The following is an 18727-nucleotide window of genomic DNA, read 5'->3' on the forward strand; positions in this document are numbered from 1 at the left end:
CATGCGTTTTGCCTCGCGCGGCGGCGCGGGCGCCGCACCGGTGACGGCAGTTGCGTTGGAGTTAAGTGATGAAGAGGCTCGTTGTGGGCGCAGCCGCGTTGGTTGCCGCCGGCTGGACAGCTTCGGCGGAGGCCGCCGACATGACTTACGGTCAGCGCGCGCCCTATACCGTCAACCAGCCGCTCAACGCGTACAGCTGGGCGGGCCCGTATCTCGGCGGCAACATCGGCTATGAATGGGGCTCGGTGGACAACAACCCCTCGAAGCCGTCGGGCTTCGTCGGCGGCGTGCAGGCCGGCTACAACTTCCAGAATGGCCCGTTTGTGTTCGGCGTCGAGGGCGACATCCAGGCCGCCGGTGCCGACGACACCTTCGCGCCGTGGAAATTCTCCAATCCGTGGTTCGGCACCCTGCGCGGCCGCGCCGGCTATGCCTTCAGCAACGTGCTGTTCTATGGCACCGCCGGCCTCGCCTTCGGCGAGCTGCGTGCGCAGACCTTCGGCTGGACGGAATCGCACACCACCGCCGGCTGGACCATCGGCGCCGGTGCGGAAGTCGGTCTGGCCCCGAACTGGAGCGCCAAGCTGGAATATCTCTACATCGATCTGTCGACGACACAGTTCGCAATTACAGGGGTGTCAAACGGCTATAGCGCCAGCGTTGTGCGCGCAGGCGTGAACTATCGCTTCTGATAGCTGAAGAAAAAAATACCGGACCACAACCTCCCGGCCGCTCGCGGCCGGGATTTTTTTTTGCGCCAGGTATTCTTCGCGCCAAGTATTGCGCCGAATGTTGTGCGTCAGGCCCGCTAGGAGAGGATGACCAGATTGACCGCCTTCGGTCCCTTCCCCTTCTTGTCGGGTTCGACTTCGAAAGTAATACGCTGTCCTTCCGCAAGGTCCTTCAGTCCGGCCCGCTCCACAGCAGTAATATGTACGAAGACGTCGCGGCCGCCGTCGTCAGGCTTGATGAAACCGTAGCCGCGTTCGCCGTTGAAAAACTTAACCGTTCCCGTCATGGCCATCGGGAAACTCCCCCTCATTGCTCCTCCGCCGCAACGCAGACTCACGTCACGACATGACGGGGCACTACGGAGCCCGGGAGCTGGCCATCCTTGGGCGGACCGCTGGCGGTCCGGCCGGATCTTTCTTAGGCCTTCACTCCGCCGCAACCATTCGCGGAAGCGGAACGTAAAGCCAGTCACGGAAACAGCATAATACGGTTCTCTGCAGATTGACTACCGCTCCTGCATATTTTTCCCAAGAATGCCGGAGTGTTACGGGCTGGCTTTAAGGCTTGGGCACCTCCAATCGGAATCTGGCAGCACCACCTTGGCCGAGCGGCATTTCCAGCTCGGGCAGGATCGTCTTGAGCTCGCCCTGCAGCGTGTAGGGCGGATTGACGATCAGGAGCCCGGTGGAGGCGAGAGCTCCGCCGTCGAGCTGAGGCGCGACGCTGAACTCGAGGCGCAGACAATTTCCCGGCGGTTTTGCTGCAGATGCGAGCCGCGCCACCGTTTGAACCAGTGTGTCGGTGGCGCGCCGATTCTTGGCGGGATACCAAATGACATAGATGCCGGTTGGCCATTTCGCGAAGGCGGTGGAGAAGGCTTCGCCCAGCCGCTCGAACTCGTCCTTGGCCTCGAAGGGCGGATCGATCAGCACGAGGCCGCGCCGCTCCTTCGGCGGCACGAAAGCCGGCAGCGCCATCCAGCCGTCGAGGTCGACCACGCGGGCCTGTTCGTCGCGGCGCAGCACGTCGATCAGCGCTTTCCGCGCCTTCGGCTCCAGCTCGCATGCGATGAGCCGATCTTGCGGCCGGAGCAGGCCGCGCGCAATCAACGGCGAGCCTGGATAGGCCTTGAGCTCACCCTTGGGATTGAAGGCGCGGACGATATCGAGATAGGGTTGTACTAGCGCGAGGGTCTCGTTCGAGAGGCGCGCCTGCATCAGCCGCGCGATTCCGGTCAGCCATTCGCCGCCCCGGCGCGCCTCGTCGCTGTCGAGATCGTAGAGGCCGGCGCCGGCATGGGTGTCGATGACGCGGAACGCCCCCGGCTTGTCCTGCAGATAGGTGATGATGCGCGCCAGCACGATGTGCTTGATGACATCGGCGAAGTTGCCGGCGTGAAAGGCGTGGCGGTAATTCATGGCGAAGAGTTACGACATCACGCGCCGAAAGTAACTGCTGTCATTCCGGGCGGTGCATGGCACCGAGCCCGGAATCCATTTCGCCACGGCGCATGCTGCTGGATGGATTCTCAGATGCGCAAATGCGCATCATCGTTCGCGCTCCGCGCGCCCCGGAATGGCGGCGAACAAATCCTATCCGCCCCTGATCGGCGGCATCGTCACCTGATCGCGGCGGCAGGTGCGGCGTTCGATCTCGTCGCAAGCGCGGAATTGCAGGTCCTTGCTGAGGCAGATACGGACCTCGGACAGCCGCGTCCGGTTGCAGGTGACCGAGACGGCGGCATTGCTCAGCCCCGGATTGGCCTTGATGAAGGCTTCCTCGACCTCTGCCGGTGCCACGGTCTTGGCCTGAGACAAATCGAGATATTCGGCCGGGATCTTGATCGCAGCGCGCGCCTTGCGGATCGTCTCGAAATAGTTGCGGCCCTCGAGGCCCGAGCAGGTGCCGTGCTTGTCCCATTCGTTGAAGATCAGGCCCGGCGCCGGCATCAGATCAAGCATCGAGGAGACGATGCTGCGGTTCAGCCGCGGTGCGGGCCGCTGGCAATATTCCGGGAAGCCGGTCTCATATTGCGGCCACAGCCCATGCACCACGAAGGCGTAGGGCCGACCGCTGCACTGGATCTGCGACCGGCCGCCACGCTCGGCGGCCTCCTCGCAGAACGAGGGCGACCACGACAGCGACAGTACATAGAAGTCGAATTCGCCGGGCCCGTTCTGCCGCTTGTCCTGGGCGTTCGCGCTCCCGGCCAACAAGGCCAGTCCGGCGGCAAGGGTCAGGGAGATCACGAGACGGGAAAACGAATGCAATCTGGAATGAAACATGGCGACGCCCCTCAACTAGACTGTGCGAGGAAGCCTAGCAGGCGATAGGAACATTTCAAGAACAAAATTCGGGGCGACCGCCGTTCGGCGCCTTCGATCATCTCGAATCAGGGCTTCCTGCTCAGGGCTTGGCGGCGCGGCAGGCCGGATTATAGGCCCAGTTGCGGTCGAGCCCGACCACGCACCATTCGACGCCGTTGCCGTAGCCGGCGAAGCCGCCATCCTCGATGATCGAGAAGTGCACCTTGCGCACCTTGCCGTCATTGAGCATGGCCTCGCCGGTGCAATAGCGGCGGGGAATATTGTCGGACTGCCAGGGCCGGAATGCGGTCTCGCGAACGGCGGCGAAGCTGGTGATCCTCAACGAGGAATTCCAGAACGTGCTTTCCTTTTCCCAGAACTGGGTGGCGATGGTCGGCAGCGCCCGGTCGCAATCGGCGACGGCGCCGTCATAGCGCGGGCCGCTCAGCCAGAAGTTAAGCTCCAGCGGATTGGCGGCCCTAGCCTCACCGAGCGACATCGCGCCGAACATGAGGCCGAGCACGGCGGCATAGCGGAGCAATTTCAGGAAGGGGGCGCGCATGGTCAATCCGGACAGCTAAAGTCTTGCGAAGGTTGGACGGTGCCGCGAAGGCCGGGGGAGGTCAAGTGCAGCGCGGCAACACTTCGCCAGGAGTTGACCACAACTTCGTGGTTGGCAGGCTTGGGTTCTTTCCACTTCCCTCCCGGCACCGTAAACTGCCCGCCAGCCAATTGGAGTGACGGGAATGCGAATCATTGCGGCCGCGGGTCTTCTCGCCAGCCTGGTTGTCTCGGGTATGATGGCGAGCCAGTCGGCGCGCGCTGACTATGTGCCGCCGTTCAAGGGCAATGACACCGGCGGCATCATCGCCTATTCAATGGCCACCCAGGTCGATGCGCGCCAGGCCGCGGTCGATCACTGCGCGCGCTACGGCAAGGTCGTGAAATTCCTGGCGGTGCAGGCCTATGAGGGCGGTTACATCTCGTTCTCCTGCCGCTGGGTGCCTTATGGCGCCGCCGACCAGCCGATCCGCACGCTCTATTGAGGCGCTGTCGCAGGCCTGCAATTTCTCAGCCGGGAGCCTCTCACATGACGCGCAAACTCGCTTTGCTCGGCTCGACCCTTTGCCTTGCGTTGTCTGCAGGCGTGGCGTGCGCCGACGACCTGCCGGTCCGCAAGGCCGGTCTTTGGGAGATGAAGCTGGTCACATCGGGCTCGCCCGTGCCCGAGATGACCATGCAGCACTGCACCGACGAGACCGTCGACAAGGAGATGAGCAACAACGTCTCCCCGATGGCCAAGCAGATCTGCGCCAAGCAGGAGATCAAGAAGACCGCGACCGGCTATGTCAGCGATTCCGAATGCAGCGTCGCCGGCGTCAGCACTACCTCGCATGCCGAGATCACCGGCGATTTCAACTCGGCCTATACGGTGAAGACCTCCTCGCACGCGCAAGGCGGTGTCGCCGGCGCTGCGGGGCGCGATACCACCATGACGCTGCAAGCCAAGTGGCTCGGGTCCTGCAAGCCGGACCAGAAGCCCGGCGACATTGTGATGCCCGGCGGCTTCAAGATGAACGTGCGCGACATGGACAAGCTGAAGGCGCTGCTGCCGAAGTAGGGCTACGGCGGCTACACCGGTATCCTGACGCTCGCCCTTAGTCCCCCCATCGGGCTGTCGCCAAGCGTAATGTCGCCGCCATGCGAGCGGGCGATGTCGCGGGCGATGGCGAGGCCGAGGCCGGTGCCGCCTTCATCCTGGTTGCGGGCGTTGTCCAGCCGCAGAAACGGCTTGAACACTTCTTCGCGCAAATGCGCGGGAATGCCGGGTCCGTCGTCGTCGATCGTCACGGTCAAATAACGGTGATCGCGCTGGCCGGTGATGGCGATGGCCTTGCCGTAGCGCGCCGCGTTGGTGACGAGATTGGCAAGGCAGCGCTTGAACGAGGCCGGCTTCACCGTCACCACGGGCAGGCCGTGGAAGGCGACGGTCGCGGTATGGCCGTGGCGCTCGGCATCGCTGCGCAGCTCCTCGAGCGCCTGCGCCATGTCGGTCGGCTGCGACTGCTCACCGGAATCGCCGCGCGCAAAGGCGAGGTAATCTTCCAGCATCATCGACATCTCGTCGACGTCCTTGCGCATGCCCTCGAGCTCGGGGCTGTCGCCGATCAACGCCAGCTCGAGCTTGAAGCGGGTCAGGATGGTGCGCAGATCGTGACTGACGCCGGCGAGCATCGCGGTGCGCTGCTCCATGGTGCGCTCGATGCGCGACTTCATTTCCAGGAAGGCGACCGCTGCGCGCCGCACCTCGCGCGCGCCCCTTGGGCGGAAGTTCGGCGCCTCGCGGCCCTTGCCGAAGCTTTCGGCAGCGTCAGCGAGGCGCAGGATCGGCTTGATCTGGTTGCGCAGGAACAGCACGGCGACGATCAGCAGGATCGACGACGTGCCGACCATCCAGAACAGAAAGATCTCCGAGTTGGAGGCATAGGCGGCGCTGCGCTGCGCGAACACGCGCATCACGGCGTCGTCGAGCTGGATGCGGATCTCGACCAGATTGGAGCGACCGACCGTGTCGATCCAGAACGAGCGCCCGATCTGGCGGCCGAGCTGCACCGACAGCGTCTGGTCGAGCAGCGAGAAGAACGGCTTTGGTCCCGGCGGCGGCATGTCGCCGGCGGGCAGGAAGTCGACGACGAGGCCGAGGCGCTGCTGCGCGATGCGGCGGATCTGGTCGCGATCCTTATCTTGCGGATAACCCTTGTAGACGTCGATCAGCGCGGCGATGTCCTGCACCACGGCGGCCGACAGTCGGCGCGTCACGGTGTTCCAGTGCCGCTCCATGAACACGAAGGCGACGACCGATTGCAGCACCACCATCGGCACGATCATAATGAGGAGCGCGCGGGCGTAGAGGCCGGTCGGCATCCAGCCCTTGAACGCGTTGCCCATCCAGCCATTGGCGGCGGAAACGCGGCCGGCGGCGCTTCGGAGCAGCGTCAGGCCGGTATCGATCGTGCTCATCGGTCGCACTTCACTGATTTATGGCGAGGCTACCAGCCGATAGCCGATGCCGCGCACCGCCTGGAGGAACAGCGGATTGGCGGGGTCGGTCTCGATCTTGCGCCTGAGGCGGTTGATCTGCACGTCGACGGCGCGCTCGTTGACGCTGCCGTTGCCGGTCAACGCACTGCGCGGCACGGTCTCGCCCGGCGTCTCCGAGAGAATGCGCAGCATCTCGCGCTCGCGGTCGGTGAGGTGGATGACCTCCTCGCCCTGGCGCAGCTCGCCGCGATCGAGATGATAGACGTAGGGACCGAACGCGATCTTCTCCACCGCGGTGGCTTGCGGCGGCGGAGCGGCGCGCTTGAGGATGTTGTTGATGCGCAGCGCCAGCTCGCGCGGCTCGAACGGTTTCGCCACGTAGTCGTCGGCGCCGATCTGCAGGCCCTCGATGCGCGCTTCCGCCTCGTGTCGTGCCGTCAGCATCACGATCGGCACCGAGGAGGATGTCCGGATGAAGCGGGCGAGATCGAAGCCGGTCTCGCCGGGCATCATGACGTCGAGGATCAAGAGGTCGAAATGCAGGCCCTGCAGTTTCGAGCGCGCATCGCCGGCACTGGCGGCGGTGGTGACGCGGTAGCCCTCGGCGGCGAGGAAGCGCGAGAGCAGATCGCGGATGCGGCGGTCGTCGTCGACGAGCAGCAAATGCGGCGCGTCATCGGCCGGGCGTGCCGGCGGGCGGGCGAGAGTGGCAGCGAGCGTCACGGTCACTCCTTGGCGTCGTGGTTGACGGAAGCGAAGATCGTCTCGAGCACCTTGTCCGGATCGTCGCGATCGATCATCGCGCGCAGGAAGCGCTTGACCGTCTCGGCATCCTGCGGACCCATTTCGGCGAGCGCCTTGGTGATCCGCGTGGTCTGCAGACCGGCAAGCTTCTGCACCAGCGCCTCGCCCTTCGGCGTCGCGTAGAGCAGGCGCTGGCGGCGGTCATTGTCGCCGGTCTTCTGCACGATGTAGCCCTCGTCCAGCAGCTGCTTGAGCACGCGGCCGAGCGACTGCTTGGTGATGCGCAGGACGTCGAGCAGATCGGCGACCTTGAGGCCAGGATAGCGGTAGACGAAGTGCATGACCCGGTGGTGGGCCCGGCCGAAGCCGAAAGCCTCCAGCTCCTGGTCGGGGTCGCCGACGAAGTCGCGATAGGCGAAGAACAGTAGCTCGATGATATCCCAGCGCAAATTGCCTCCGTCGTGTGCGGCCGGCTTGGGCTCGGCGGCGTCGTGAGAGGAAGTCGCGAAATTTATGTCAGGCATATTGACGTATCTTGGGTTCAATGTTACAAAACGATTGACCAGCACGAAATTTTAGATCGTTTCGCGCGGGTGGCATCGAAGCAGGGCGGCTGGAGAGAGCCGGACAGGCGACGACGGCCGGATCAGATCTACCGTGCGATTGTCGAGCGGCGTTTCGGCAAAACATACTGGACTTCCGCCTTCCGCAAAAGCATGTCCTCGGCGATATGCTGGCCACGGAAACCGGCCGTAACAAGGCTGGCGGGGTCCGGCCTAAAACCAATCAAGCCAGCCGGGCCCGAAAAGGGGCAGGCCGGCGCCAGAACGGCGCCGCCACCGGCAGCGGGAGGCAAGGACATGAGCATGAAATTCGACATCCAGCCCGCATCCAATCCGACGTCCGAGAAGGACCGCGTGGCCAGGCTGGTGGACCCCGGCTTCGGACGGGTCTTCACCGATCACATGGCGATCGTGCGCTACAATCAGGCCAAGGGCGGCTGGTACGAGGCGAAGATCGAGGCACGCGCCAACTTCCAGCTCGATCCGGCCGGCGCGGTGCTGCACTACGCCCAGGAAATTTTCGAGGGCCTCAAGGCCTACAAGCGTGACGACGGCGGCGTGAACCTGTTCCGTCCCGACGCCAATGCGCGGCGCTTCAAGGACTCGGCCGACCGCATGGCGATGGCGCAGTTGCCCGAGGACGTCTTCATCGAGGCGGTCGAGCAGGTCGTGCGCATCGACCGCGCCTGGATGCCGGGCGGCGAGGGCAGCCTTTACCTGCGGCCCTTCATGATCGCGAGCGAGACCTTCCTCGGCGTCAAGCCGTCGTCCGAATATATCTTCGCCGTCATCGCTTCGCCGGTCGGCTCCTATTTCAAGGGCGGGCCTGCGCCGGTGTCGATCTGGGTCTCGGAGAATTACACGCGCGCTGCCGTCGGCGGCACCGGTGCCGTCAAATGCGGCGGCAATTACGCCGCGAGCCTGCGTGCACAGGCCGAAGCGATCCAGCATGGCTGCGATCAGGTCGTCTTCCTCGACGCGATCGAGCGCCGCTATATCGAGGAGCTCGGCGGCATGAACGTGTTCTTCGTGTTCGACGACGGCTCGCTCTCGACGCCGCCGCTCGGCACCATCCTGCCCGGCATCACCCGCGATTCCATCATCGCGCTCGCCAAGGATGCCGGCAAAACCGTGCGCGAGGAGCCGTATTCGCTCGACCAGTGGCGCAAGGATGCGGTCAGCGGCAAGCTGAAGGAAGCGTTTGCCTGCGGTACCGCGGCCGTGATCTCGCCAATCGGCAAGGTGCGCTCGGTGAGCGGCGATTTCGAGATCTCGGGCGGCGCCGCCGGCCCCGTCGCCATGGGCCTGCGCAAGCAGCTCGTCGACATCCAGTACGGCCGCACCAACGATCCCCATAACTGGATCCGCAAGGTGTTTTGAGATGCGGCGATGCGCGTTTCTCCTTTCGTGAGGAGAGGGGAAACGCGCATCGTTTGTGGTTTTTCGTGCACTGAACGTGCCGTTGCCGACATGCGACAAAGTCTGGACACATCTGGACATCAGGACATCGCGACCATGGCAACGAAACTCTCCCAACCCATGAAATGGGTCGTTCTCGCCGCAATCACCGGCGTCTCCGTTTTCGGCATCCTGACCATCGGCCCGATGCATGAGGTGGTCGCGCAAGACCGCTCGCCGATCGTCGATGTGCGCACCAGCGATCCCGAGATGAATGCCGCGATCGCGCGCGCCCGGGGCACGCTGCCGACTTTCTGGGCCTCCTATCAATCGCCAAAGCCGTCGGAGGCCGGGCACGCCCTGAAGGTGCGCTTCTCGACCCGCAAGGGCGGTGAGCACATCTGGATCGGCGAGGTGAAGAAGCGGCCAGACGGGACCTATTCCGGTCTGTTCGCCAACGAACCGCGTGACCTGCCCGGCAAGCGGGCCGGCGACGAGGTCAAGTTCACCGAGGCCGACATTTCGGACTGGATGTTCATGCGCAACGGCAAGATCGTCGGCGGCGAAACCATCAAGCCGACGCTGAAGTCGCTGCCGAAGGCGGACGCGGATGCCCTGAGGGCGCGGATGGAGCAGCCGTAAAGGAAGCTCTCTCTTACCCTCTCCCCGCAAGCGGGGCGAGGTGAAGAACACAGGCCGGTTGCCGCCTCGCGCCCCGGCTGGTAAACGCCGCGCATGGCCGAGAAACCCAAAAAACCCCAGAAACTGAAGGCGCGCCTGCCGCGCGGGCTCGAGGATCGCGATCCGTCAGCGATCCGGGCGACGCGCGAGATGGTCGAGAAGATCCGCGCCGTCTACGAGCTCTACGGGTTCGAGCCCGTGGAGACGCCGGCGATGGAATACACCGACGCGCTCGGCAAGTTCCTGCCCGACCAGGATCGTCCGAACGAGGGCGTGTTCTCGTTCCAGGACGACGACGAGCAGTGGATCAGCCTGCGCTACGATTTGACGGCGCCGCTCGCCCGTTATGTCGGCGAGCGCTACGGCACCGACGCTCTGGTCTTGCCCTACCGCAGCTACCGGGTCGGCTATGTCTTCCGCAACGAAAAGCCCGGCCCGGGCCGCTTCCGGCAGTTCATGCAGTTCGACGCCGACACGGTCGGCTCGGCGACACCGGCGGCGGATGCCGAGATCTGCATGATGGCTGCGGACACGATGGAGGCGCTCGGCATCGCGCGCGGCTCCTATGTCGTGAAGGTCAACAACCGCAAAGTGCTCGATGGCGTGCTGGCAGCCATCGGGCTCGGTGGCGACGAGAACGCAGGCCGTAGGCTGACCGTGCTGCGCGCCATCGACAAGCTCGACAAGTTTTCCGCCGACGAAGTGCGCAAGCTGCTCGGTCCCGGACGATGGGACGGCGGCGAGGAAGGCAAGGGCGACTTCACCAAGGGCGCCAATTTGAGCGAGGCGGAGGCTGATGTCGTGCTCGCCATCACCAAGCCGCGCGACGATTGGAAAGAGGCCATTGCCGCGGCCGAAACCTACCTCGCCAAGAGCGAGATCGGTCAGGCCGGCGTGAGCGAGCTGGATGAGATTGCCAAGCTGGTCACGGCGTCGGGCTACGGTGCGGATCGCATCAAGATCGATCCGTCCGTCGTGCGCGGTCTCGAATATTACACCGGCCCCGTCTACGAGGTCGAACTGCTGCTCGACACCAAGGACGAGAAGGGCCGTCCTGTGCGCTTCGGCTCGGTCGGCGGGGGCGGGCGTTACGATGGCCTGGTCTCACGTTTCCGCGGCGAGCCGGTGCCGGCCACCGGTTTCTCGATCGGCGTGTCGCGGCTCCAGGCCGCGCTGACGCTGCTCGGCAAGCTCGACACGCGGCCTGAATTCGGGCCCGTCGTCGTCACCGTGTTCGACCGCGACCGCGTCGCCGACTATCAGAAGATGGTGGCAAGCTTGCGCACCGCCGGCATCCGCGCCGAGCTCTATCTCGGCAATCCCAAGAACATGGGCAATCAGCTCAAATATGCCGACCGCCGCAATTCACCTTGCGTGATCATCCAGGGCTCGGATGAAAAGGCGCGCGGCGAGCTGCAGATCAAGGATCTGATCGAAGGCGCCAAGGCGGCGGCTGCGATCGCCTCCAACCAGGAATGGCGCGAGAGCCGCCCGGCGCAGTTCTCGTGCAGCGAAGCCGATCTCGTCGCCAAGGTGCGCGAGGTCCTGGCCCGCCATGACGTAAAGTGGGGATAGCCATTCCGCCAAGCCGTCATGCCCGGGCTTGTCCCGGGCATCCCCGTCTTGTTTGATGGATGAGCACGTGGATGGCCGGGACAAGCCCGGCCATGACGACAGCAACAGGGAGAAGACGATGCCTGAGATCACTGTCAGCATGGCCGAAGGCCGCACCGACGAGCAAAAGGCCGGCATGATGCGCGACATCACCCAGGCGTTGGTGAAGAATCTCGGCGTCGATGCCGATGCCGTCGTCATCCAGATCAACGAAGCCCCGCTCCGCCACAAGATGAAGGGCGGCAAGACGTTCGTGGAGCGAGCGGCGGCGGCGAAGAAGTAGCCAGTGCTGTAGCGTCAATCACCGCTGTCGTCCCGGACAAGCGTCAGCGCAGATCCGGGAGCCATAACCACAGGGACTGGTTATGCGGTGAAGCGGTAACTCCGAGTCCCCGAAACCACGACGTCCTGTGGTTATGGGTCCGGGATCGGCGCGCGCTTAAGGCGCGCTTGTCCGGGACGACACCGTGTGTGAGGCCCCCATGGACGCACGCGATTTCATCAAGGTCGGCATGAGCGCCGAGCGCACGCTGGTGGTCCCGGCGGAGCGCACGGTCGGGCACTTCGTGCCGGGCATGCCGTTTGTCTACGCGACGCCGATGATGATCCTGGAAATGGAGATGACGGCGGGCGATGCGATCCGCGCTGCGCTTCAGCCCGGCTGGGTCACTGTCGGCACCGAGGTCGACATCCGCCATCTCGCGGCCGCCCTCGTCGGCGCGACGGTGCGGACCACCGCGAAGGTCGTCGCCGTTGAACGCCGCGTCATCCGCTTCGAGGTCGCGGCCTTCGAGGGCACCCGCAAGCTCGGCGAAGGCCGCCACGCGCGCGGGCTCGTCAATGTCGAGATGTTCAACAGGCGGCTCGCCGCGGGCACGACGCCGTAGGGTGGGCAAAGCGAAGCGTGCCCACGGCTTCCGGAGAGACAATTGAAAGATCGTGGGCACGGCGCCCTGCGCCTTTGCCCACCCTACGGCACCTGCTTACTTCGCCAATTCCTTCGACCGCTTCGTCGCCGCCGCGATCGCGCGGATCATCAGGTCGCGCAGACCCGGCTCGCCCATCAGCACACCGAGCGCGGCGGCCGTGGTGCCGCCGGGCGAGGTGACGTTCTGGCGCAGCGTGCTCGACGGCAGCTCCGACTGGTGCAGCAATTCGCCGGAGCCGGCGACGGTCTTGCGTGCGAGCTTAATTGCCAGCGCCTCAGGCAGTCCGGCTTCGACGCCGGCGCGGGCCAGCTCTTCGGCGAGCAGAAACACATAGGCCGGGCCGGAGCCGGAGACGGCCGTGACCGCGTCCATCAGGCTCTCGTCATCGACCCATTCGACCGAGCCGGTGGCACGCAGCAGCGCATCGGCCACCGCGCGCTGCGCGGCGCTGACGTTCTTGGCTGCGACCGCAACGGTGATGCCGCGGCCGATCGCGGCCGGCGTGTTCGGCATCGCGCGCACCACGGCGCCGCCGCAGACCTCCTGGAGCGATGCGATCGTGGTTCCCGCCATGATTGAGACCACCGACGTCTTGTCCGAGACGAACGATTTCAGCTTCGCGCCGGCCTCGCGGAACATCTGCGGCTTCACCGCGACGACCAGCGTCTCGACCTGGCCGGCCGTCGCTACTTCGGGATTGAGCGCAACGCCCTTGGCGGCAAGGGCGGTGATCTCGGGCGAGATATGCGGATCGATCACCGCGACGCGGCGCGGGTCGAGCCCGCCCGAAAGCCATCCGGTCAGCATCGCGCCGCCCATCTTGCCGGCGCCGGCGAGGAGGATGGTGCCGGTGATGTTTTGAAGAGTGCTGTTGTTAGCCACTGTAATCACCCAAGCAAAAGGTGTCGTCCCTGCGAACGCGGGGACCCCCGCGCGAGCGCTTGCGCTCGTCGCGTCACCACAGGCGGTTCTAGTGGATGAAGGTGTTGGCAACAAGCCGCGTGCCACAAGAGGCATCACGCTGTATGGGTCCCGGAGCGGCGCTTCGTTTGTCCGGGACGACAGGAGGAGGGAGTGTTGGCTTCCTTAAGGGTCCTACGCCTCTCCCACCGTATCGAACATCGCCGCGTCCATCGCTTCGGTCGTGGTCTTGCCAGCCCACACCACGAACTGGAACGCCGGGAAATAGCGCTCGCAGGCATGGATGGCGCCGGCGAGCATGGCCTCGCATTGCGCGGTCGAGGCGGTGAGCCCGCCCGGCAGCACCAGGGCCTGGCGGTGCATGACCATGCCGGTGTTGGTCCAGAGATCGAAATGACCGACCCACAGCTGCTCGTTGACCGCGGCGACGAGCCGCTGCACCTCACTGCGGCGCGCAACCGGAATCTTCATGTCGAACGCGCAGGCCAGATGCAGCGCCTCGATCTCGCCCATCCAGGTGAAGGAGAGCTGGTAATCGGTCCATTGTCCCTTGGAGACAATCGTGAGTTCGTCTTCGCCGGAGCGTTCGAACGGCCAGTTGTTGCTGGCAGCGATATCCTCGACCACCGCGAGCGGATGGCTTTTGGAATCGATAGTGCCTTCGAGCAGGGACATGCCGTCTCGACCTCTTGCCTTCTTGTTGTCTTTGATACGCACGCGGTTGGGCCCGGCGCGCGCTCCCTAAACGTCGCTACGGCGTCCCCTCGGAGTCTTGCGATCCCTCGGATCAGCGCGGGCCTGTCGCGGATCAAGTGATGTGATTTGCGGAATCTGCGCAACGGGGTCCCGAGTCCGTCCACAAGCCAGGACTCGTTCGTCCACAGCTCATCTCCGCCACAATTCTTAACGGAGGGAAGTCCTCGATCCGGATGGATGAGAACAAACCGGAATCGGATTCGCGGGGGAGGGCGCCATTCGTTAATTCCGTCCCGCGAGGGCCGCTCCCGCGGGAATGACATGGGACCATGCGATCCGCCCATACGGAACACGCTTGCTGCGGCCGCCGGCTGGCGGCATATTTCCAGCCAGGCCGTTCATCCCGGACGGCCGATGTTCTCAGGGCGGGGTGAAAGTCCCCACCGGCGGTAAGGGCCGAAAGGCCTAAGCCCGCGAGCGCCTTCCCTTAGGTCTTTCTTGCCGAGGGGAAGGGTCAGCAGATTCGGTGCAACTCCGAAGCCGACGGTTAGAGTCCGGATGAAAGAGAACGGTCGGAGGCAGACGCATCGCAAGATGCGGCTGTTTGTCGTTCCGTGTGCCCTGATTCTGGTCCTTAAGAAGGAAAGCCATGAATCAGATGCTGCAAGACCCCAAAACCGAAACTTCCGAAGCCACCCAACCGCCGGTTCCGCAAGACCCGGCGCCCGACCACCCGCGCTTTGCCAAGCCGCAGCGGGTGGCCTTCGTGCAGGCCTGCTGGCACCGCGACGTGGTCGAGGAGGCCCGCATCGCCTTCATCAAGGAGGCCGAGGCGCGCCATCTCACCCATGTCGACGTGTTCGAGGTGCCGGGCTCGTTCGAGATCCCGCTGCACGCGCAGGTCCTCGCCAAGACGCGGCGCTACACCGCCATCGTCGCGGCCGGCCTCGTCGTCGATGGCGGCATCTATCGCCACGAGTTCGTCGCCGACACCGTGATCAAGGCCTTGATGGACGTGCAGCTGCGTACCGAAGTGCCCGTGTTCTCGGCGGTGCTGACGCCGCAGCAATTCCACGAGACCGAGGTGCACTACGACTTCTTCCGCAAGCATTTTGCGATCAAGGGCGTCGAGGTCGCGGCTGCCTGTGCGGAGACGTTGCTTGGCCTGGAGCGCCTGCGCGGCCAGGTCGCGGCGGGGATCGTGGGGTAAGCGGACTGCCGTAGGGTGGGCAAAGCGAAAGCGTGCCCACCACCTTCATCACAAAAGAAAAGGTGGGCACGGCGCTTTGCGCCTTTGCCCACCCTACGAGACTTTCGGATCGGAAAAACTAGTCGAACAGGCTCGACACGGATTCTTCCGCGGCGGTGCGTGCGATCGCGTCGGAGATCAGGCTGGCGATCGGCAGCGTGCGGATGTTCGGCGCCTTGGTCACCGCGTCGGTCGGCAGGATCGAGTCGGTGATCACGAGCTCCTTCAGCCTCGAGCCCGCGATGCGGGCGGCCGCGCCGCCGGAGAGCACGCCGTGGGTGATGTAGGCGTAGACGTCCTTGGCGCCCTTGGCGATCAGCGCGTCGGCCGCGTTCACCAGCGTGCCGCCGGAGTCCACGATGTCGTCGATCAGGATGCAGGTGTAGCCGGCGACGTCGCCGATCACGTTCATGACCTCGGATTCGCCCGCCCTCTCGCGGCGCTTGTCGACGATCGCGAGCGGGGTATTGATGCGCTTGGCAAGGCCGCGCGCGCGGGCCACGCCGCCGACGTCGGGCGAGATCACCATCGTCTTGGAGAGGTCGAACCTCTCCTTGATGTCGCGCACCATCAGTGGCGCGGCATAGAGATTGTCGGTCGGGATGTCGAAGAAGCCCTGGATCTGGCCGGCGTGCAGATCGAGCGTCATGACGCGATCGACACCGGCCTGCGTGATCAAATTGGCGACCAGCTTGGCCGAGATCGGCGTGCGCGAGCCCGACTTGCGGTCCTGCCGGGCGTAGCCGAAATAGGGCAGCACCGCCGTGATGCGGCGCGCCGAGGAGCGGCGCAGCGCGTCGGTGATGATCAGCAACTCCATCAGATGGTCGTTCGCCGGGAACGAGGTCGACTGGATGATGAAGGCATCCGAGCCGCGGACGTTCTCCTGGATCTCGACGAAGATCTCCATGTCGGCGAAGCGCCGCACCACCGCCTTGGTCAGCGGCAGGTCCAGGCCCTGCGCAATCGCCTGCGCGAGGGCCGGATTGGAGTTGCCGGCGACGAGCTTGATGGAGCCGTTTTTGGCCGACATAGACGCTTCCTCCCGCGCTTTGCTGGATACGACGTTCAACATCTCAGATCCCACTGGAAGCACGGTTACAACGGGCGAGGAAATATCAGGCCGGGGGCTGCAATGGCAACCCGGGATGCTACGTTTTCCCTTCGAAATCCTGAGTCGGGCCAACGGCTTGGCCGCAACTCGAGGCCGTGGTTTAGCGGGGGTTATCGTTCGGCATAGCCGAGTGCCGTGGCAGGCATCTCCGCCACCGGGGCCTGCGGGATCACGCTCGCCACCGCCGGGCCCCGCAAGCCAGGAGCCGTGCCCGGGGTATCCGGCGTTCCGTTGATCATGTTGGAAAGTCCGCTGAATCCGGCCTGGGCGATCTTCCGCAGCACGAGGTCGTCGGCTGCTGCCCACGGATCGCGGCCGGCTTTGGCCGAGGTCGGTTCCTCGCCGGAGAGGCGCAGCGCCCGCTGCTGGTTGGCGTCGTAGACGTCCCAGACCCAGGCGATCACCGTCTTGCCGCGCACCACCTGGGCGGAGAGATAGCTGCGCACGCGGTAGGCGGCGGTCCCCTCGCGGGAGATGACGGACAGGCTGCGCAGCTTGGATTCGCTGTCGAGCACGCCGACCATGCGGTCGAACACCTGCGGCGGCGGCCCGTCGATCGATTCGAAGGCGACCGTTGCCCCGGAGCCGGCGGTCGGCGCCATTGCATAGGAGTTGGCGGCCCCACCGCCGCCGGCGCAGCCGCCAAGCGCAGTCGCCGCCGCGAGCAGCATGACCGCCAGCACGCGCGCACCCGCACGGCCCAGGATGAATGACGCGTCCCTCATTATGGAGGGCAGCGATATCGTTAAAATCGATTAAGGTCTAGGGCGGAGGCGACACAGGCCACTGTCATCGCAACGGGACATCGCCCCGGAATGAGACGGGGTTGCCGCTGTGTTCACGCTTCGAGCGCGATTGCGTGAACGTGGCGGCCGTAATCCGGCTCCTTGCGATGCACCGAGCGGCGATAGCTGAAGAAGCGCTCGTCGGCGTAGGTGTCGACGCCGAGATCGTCGATCATCAGGATGCCGGCGGCGTCCAGCCGCTTGCGAATGAAACCGGCGAGATCGAACATCGCGTGTCCCTCGCGTACCGAGGGTATGAAGAAGATCGCGTTGTCCGCATCGGCCGCGATGAAGCGCGCGACGAACTCGTTGCCGACCTCGTAGCTGTCCTGCCGGATCAAGGGGCCGATCGCGGCGATGATGCCGCTGCGCGTCGCGCCGAGTTTTTCCATCGCCGCGATCGTCGCCTCCAGCACGCCCGTCAGCGCGCCCTTCCACCCCGCATGCGCGCCGCCAATCACGCGCGCGTTGGGATCGACGAACAGCACCGGCCCGCAATCGGCGGTGGAGACGCCGAGCGCGATGCCGGGCGTGTTCGTCACCAGCGCATCGCCCTTCGGCCGCGGCCCGTTCGGCCACGGCGTCTCGGCGACGAGCACGTCGGGCGAATGGATCTGGTGCAGGCTGAGGAAGCGTTCCGGCGCGACGCCGACATGCTCGGCCATGCGGCGGCGGTTCTCCGCGACAAGGGTCTGATCGTCGTTGGAGCCGAGGCCGCCGTTCAGCGCGGAGTAGATGCCACTGGAGACGCCGCCTTCGCGGGTGAAGAACGAGTGGCGCAGGCCGGGCACGGCCGACAGCAGCGACGAAGCGAGCGTCATGAGGCTTCTCCGGCCTGTTCGAGATCGGTGAGGCCGGCAATGCCTGTCAGCCGCGGCTCGGAGATGCCGAGCACCTTGAACATCGAGCCCATGCCGCTGCGCCCGGTGTCCGTCAGCCGCTTGAGTGCGATCGAAATGTCGGTGGCGACCTCCGGCGTTGCCTTCTGCATCAAGGCGGCGGCCCTTGTGTCGATGCCGATCCGCTTGAGGAAGTCGCCTTGCGTCACCGGCCCGTGCACGCGCGCGCCGACGTCCTCGGCCGCGCGCGCCAGCGCCTGGAAGTCGACATGAGCGGTGACGTCGGCCCGGCCCGGCGCCTTCAAGGGATCGGCGAAGGTGTGGCGCGCAATCGCCTGGAAGGTGTCGCCGGCGTCGCTGCGCAAATGGCCATAATCGATGATCAGCGCTGCGCCGTCCTGGTCGCGCACGCGCGTGGCGAGCTTCATGATCTCGCCGTCGGGGCGCCATTCGAACACGGCGCCGACGGGTGCGGCGCGCACGAGCGGCGGCAGGAGCACGTCGAAGCGCGGCGTCGGCTCGGACGCCGCGCCGAATTGAAGCTTGCCGTTGGGATCGATCTCGATCACGCGCTCGTGCCAGCCGTTCTCGTGGCGGACCATCTGGTGGACCGGCAGCACGTCGAAATATTCGTTGGCGAGGATGATGCTCGGTCCCTCAGGCACGTCGTCGATGCTGTCGTGCCAGGCAATGTTGCGCACGCCTGACAGCGTCGCATTCTGCCGCTCGCGCAAGACGGGATTGACCTCGACCATGTGGACATGAAGCGCCTGGTAGAGCGGCGGCAGCACGCGAAGGGCGCGTAGCGCGTCCGCCATCATGGTGCCGCGGCCGGGGCCGAGCTCAATCAACCGCAGGAATTGCGGCGAGCCCATTTGCTTCCACACCGAGGCGGTCCATAGTCCCAAGAGCTCGCCGAACATCTGGCTGACTTCGGGTGAGGTTGTGAAGTCGCCCTCACGCCCGAGCGGATCGCGCGAGACGTAATAGCCATGGCGCGGATGCATCAGGCACAGTTCCATGTACCGCCAGACCGGCATGGGACCTGAGGATTTGATCAGCGCCTTGATCTCGTTGAGTAGCGGCTGTTCGGTCACGGCTATCTTCTCGAAAT

Annotated in this window: 22 protein-coding genes and 1 riboswitch; of the genes, 9 read left to right on the forward strand and 13 right to left on the reverse strand. The window is 65.1% G+C overall.

What is annotated here, in order from left to right; genetic code table 11:
* Positions 1-68 precede the first annotated feature (68 nt).
* Positions 69-692, forward strand: a complete 624-nt coding sequence (locus GGD62_RS29345) for an outer membrane protein (protein ID WP_020508683.1) — start codon at positions 69-71, stop codon at positions 690-692.
* 116 nt (positions 693-808) lie between these two features.
* Here the strand turns inward: GGD62_RS29345 and GGD62_RS29350 are convergent, their stop codons facing one another.
* From GGD62_RS29350 to GGD62_RS29365, 4 genes are all read right to left on the reverse strand, one after another.
* Positions 809-1024, reverse strand: a complete 216-nt coding sequence (locus GGD62_RS29350) for a cold-shock protein (RefSeq protein WP_008544396.1) — start codon at positions 1022-1024, stop codon at positions 809-811.
* A 265-nt stretch (positions 1025-1289) separates the two neighbouring features.
* The gene (locus GGD62_RS29355) at positions 1290-2150 is read right to left on the reverse strand and encodes a 23S rRNA (adenine(2030)-N(6))-methyltransferase RlmJ (protein ID WP_183261665.1); all 861 of its coding nucleotides are present in this window, start codon (positions 2148-2150) and stop codon (positions 1290-1292) included.
* 174 nt (positions 2151-2324) lie between these two features.
* Positions 2325-3017, reverse strand: a complete 693-nt coding sequence (locus tag GGD62_RS29360; RefSeq protein ID WP_183711629.1) for a ribonuclease T2 family protein — start codon at positions 3015-3017, stop codon at positions 2325-2327.
* Positions 3018-3138: 121 nt separating this feature from the next.
* Entirely contained in the window at positions 3139-3600 is a 462-nt protein-coding gene (locus tag GGD62_RS29365; protein ID WP_026202004.1) for a hypothetical protein, read from the reverse strand.
* Positions 3601-3784: 184 nt separating this feature from the next.
* Between GGD62_RS29365 and GGD62_RS29370 the strand changes: the two genes are divergently transcribed.
* Together GGD62_RS29370 and GGD62_RS29375 are read left to right on the forward strand one after the other, a co-directional pair.
* Positions 3785-4084, forward strand: coding sequence for a hypothetical protein (locus GGD62_RS29370; protein ID WP_038947472.1), 300 nt, complete (start codon positions 3785-3787; stop codon positions 4082-4084).
* 44 nt (positions 4085-4128) lie between these two features.
* Positions 4129-4659, forward strand: coding sequence for a DUF3617 family protein (locus tag GGD62_RS29375; protein WP_179731598.1), 531 nt, complete (start codon positions 4129-4131; stop codon positions 4657-4659).
* Positions 4660-4670: 11 nt separating this feature from the next.
* Here the strand turns inward: GGD62_RS29375 and GGD62_RS29380 are convergent, their stop codons facing one another.
* The 3 genes from GGD62_RS29380 to GGD62_RS29390 are packed head-to-tail and all read right to left on the reverse strand — an operon-like array spanning position 4671 to position 7348.
* Entirely contained in the window at positions 4671-6059 is a 1389-nt protein-coding gene (locus GGD62_RS29380) for an ATP-binding protein (RefSeq protein ID WP_018318346.1), read from the reverse strand.
* A gap of 18 nt (positions 6060-6077) precedes the next feature.
* Positions 6078-6809, reverse strand: a complete 732-nt coding sequence (locus tag GGD62_RS29385; RefSeq protein WP_018318345.1) for a response regulator — start codon at positions 6807-6809, stop codon at positions 6078-6080.
* Entirely contained in the window at positions 6806-7348 is a 543-nt protein-coding gene (locus GGD62_RS29390) for a MarR family winged helix-turn-helix transcriptional regulator (protein WP_018318344.1), read from the reverse strand. Before GGD62_RS29390 ends, GGD62_RS29385 begins: the two co-directional genes overlap by 4 nt.
* Before the next feature lie 336 nt (positions 7349-7684).
* On the opposite strand from GGD62_RS29390, the gene GGD62_RS29395 reads away from it, so the two are divergent.
* From GGD62_RS29395 to GGD62_RS29415, 5 genes are all read left to right on the forward strand, one after another.
* The gene (locus GGD62_RS29395; protein ID WP_183711631.1) at positions 7685-8767 is read left to right on the forward strand and encodes a branched-chain amino acid aminotransferase; all 1083 of its coding nucleotides are present in this window, start codon (positions 7685-7687) and stop codon (positions 8765-8767) included.
* Between the two features lie 135 nt (positions 8768-8902).
* Positions 8903-9427: a YegJ family protein gene (locus GGD62_RS29400; RefSeq protein WP_092255088.1), complete on the forward strand. Its 525-nt coding sequence runs from the start codon at positions 8903-8905 to the stop codon at positions 9425-9427.
* Between the two features lie 93 nt (positions 9428-9520).
* Positions 9521-11041 (forward strand): histidine--tRNA ligase, encoded by a 1521-nt coding sequence (gene hisS / locus GGD62_RS29405; protein ID WP_183711633.1) that lies wholly within the window; start codon positions 9521-9523, stop codon positions 11039-11041.
* 55 nt (positions 11042-11096) lie between these two features.
* Positions 11097-11363, forward strand: coding sequence for a tautomerase family protein (locus GGD62_RS29410; RefSeq protein ID WP_018318340.1), 267 nt, complete (start codon positions 11097-11099; stop codon positions 11361-11363).
* A gap of 199 nt (positions 11364-11562) precedes the next feature.
* Positions 11563-11967, forward strand: coding sequence for a thioesterase family protein (locus GGD62_RS29415; protein WP_183711635.1), 405 nt, complete (start codon positions 11563-11565; stop codon positions 11965-11967).
* Between the two features lie 96 nt (positions 11968-12063).
* Here GGD62_RS29415 and proC read toward each other — a convergent pair whose 3' ends face one another.
* The gene (proC, locus tag GGD62_RS29420; protein ID WP_312014307.1) at positions 12064-12891 is read right to left on the reverse strand and encodes a pyrroline-5-carboxylate reductase; all 828 of its coding nucleotides are present in this window, start codon (positions 12889-12891) and stop codon (positions 12064-12066) included.
* Positions 12892-13104: 213 nt separating this feature from the next.
* The gene (locus GGD62_RS29425) at positions 13105-13605 is read right to left on the reverse strand and encodes a YbjN domain-containing protein (RefSeq protein ID WP_026202003.1); all 501 of its coding nucleotides are present in this window, start codon (positions 13603-13605) and stop codon (positions 13105-13107) included.
* 433 nt (positions 13606-14038) lie between these two features.
* Positions 14039-14200: riboswitch (FMN riboswitch) on the forward strand.
* A gap of 75 nt (positions 14201-14275) precedes the next feature.
* Between GGD62_RS29425 and GGD62_RS29430 the strand changes: the two genes are divergently transcribed.
* Positions 14276-14836, forward strand: coding sequence for a 6,7-dimethyl-8-ribityllumazine synthase (locus tag GGD62_RS29430; protein ID WP_018318336.1), 561 nt, complete (start codon positions 14276-14278; stop codon positions 14834-14836).
* Positions 14837-14954: 118 nt separating this feature from the next.
* Here the strand turns inward: GGD62_RS29430 and GGD62_RS29435 are convergent, their stop codons facing one another.
* The 4 genes from GGD62_RS29435 to GGD62_RS29450 form a co-directional block, all read right to left on the reverse strand.
* Entirely contained in the window at positions 14955-15908 is a 954-nt protein-coding gene (locus tag GGD62_RS29435; RefSeq protein ID WP_026202002.1) for a ribose-phosphate pyrophosphokinase, read from the reverse strand.
* Between the two features lie 191 nt (positions 15909-16099).
* Entirely contained in the window at positions 16100-16714 is a 615-nt protein-coding gene (locus tag GGD62_RS29440) for a hypothetical protein (protein ID WP_183711637.1), read from the reverse strand.
* A gap of 113 nt (positions 16715-16827) precedes the next feature.
* On the reverse strand, positions 16828-17595 hold the full coding sequence (gene pgeF, locus GGD62_RS29445) for a peptidoglycan editing factor PgeF (protein ID WP_183711638.1): 768 nt from the start codon (positions 17593-17595) through the stop codon (positions 16828-16830).
* A complete protein-coding gene (locus tag GGD62_RS29450; protein WP_183711639.1) occupies positions 17592-18710 on the reverse strand; it encodes an SAM-dependent methyltransferase in 1119 nt (372 codons plus the stop codon). Before GGD62_RS29450 ends, pgeF begins: the two co-directional genes overlap by 4 nt.
* Between the last annotated feature and the right edge of the window lie 17 nt (positions 18711-18727).

The sequence above is a fragment of the Bradyrhizobium sp. ERR14 genome (genome assembly GCF_014198235.1).
GTDB lineage: Bacteria > Pseudomonadota > Alphaproteobacteria > Rhizobiales > Xanthobacteraceae > Bradyrhizobium.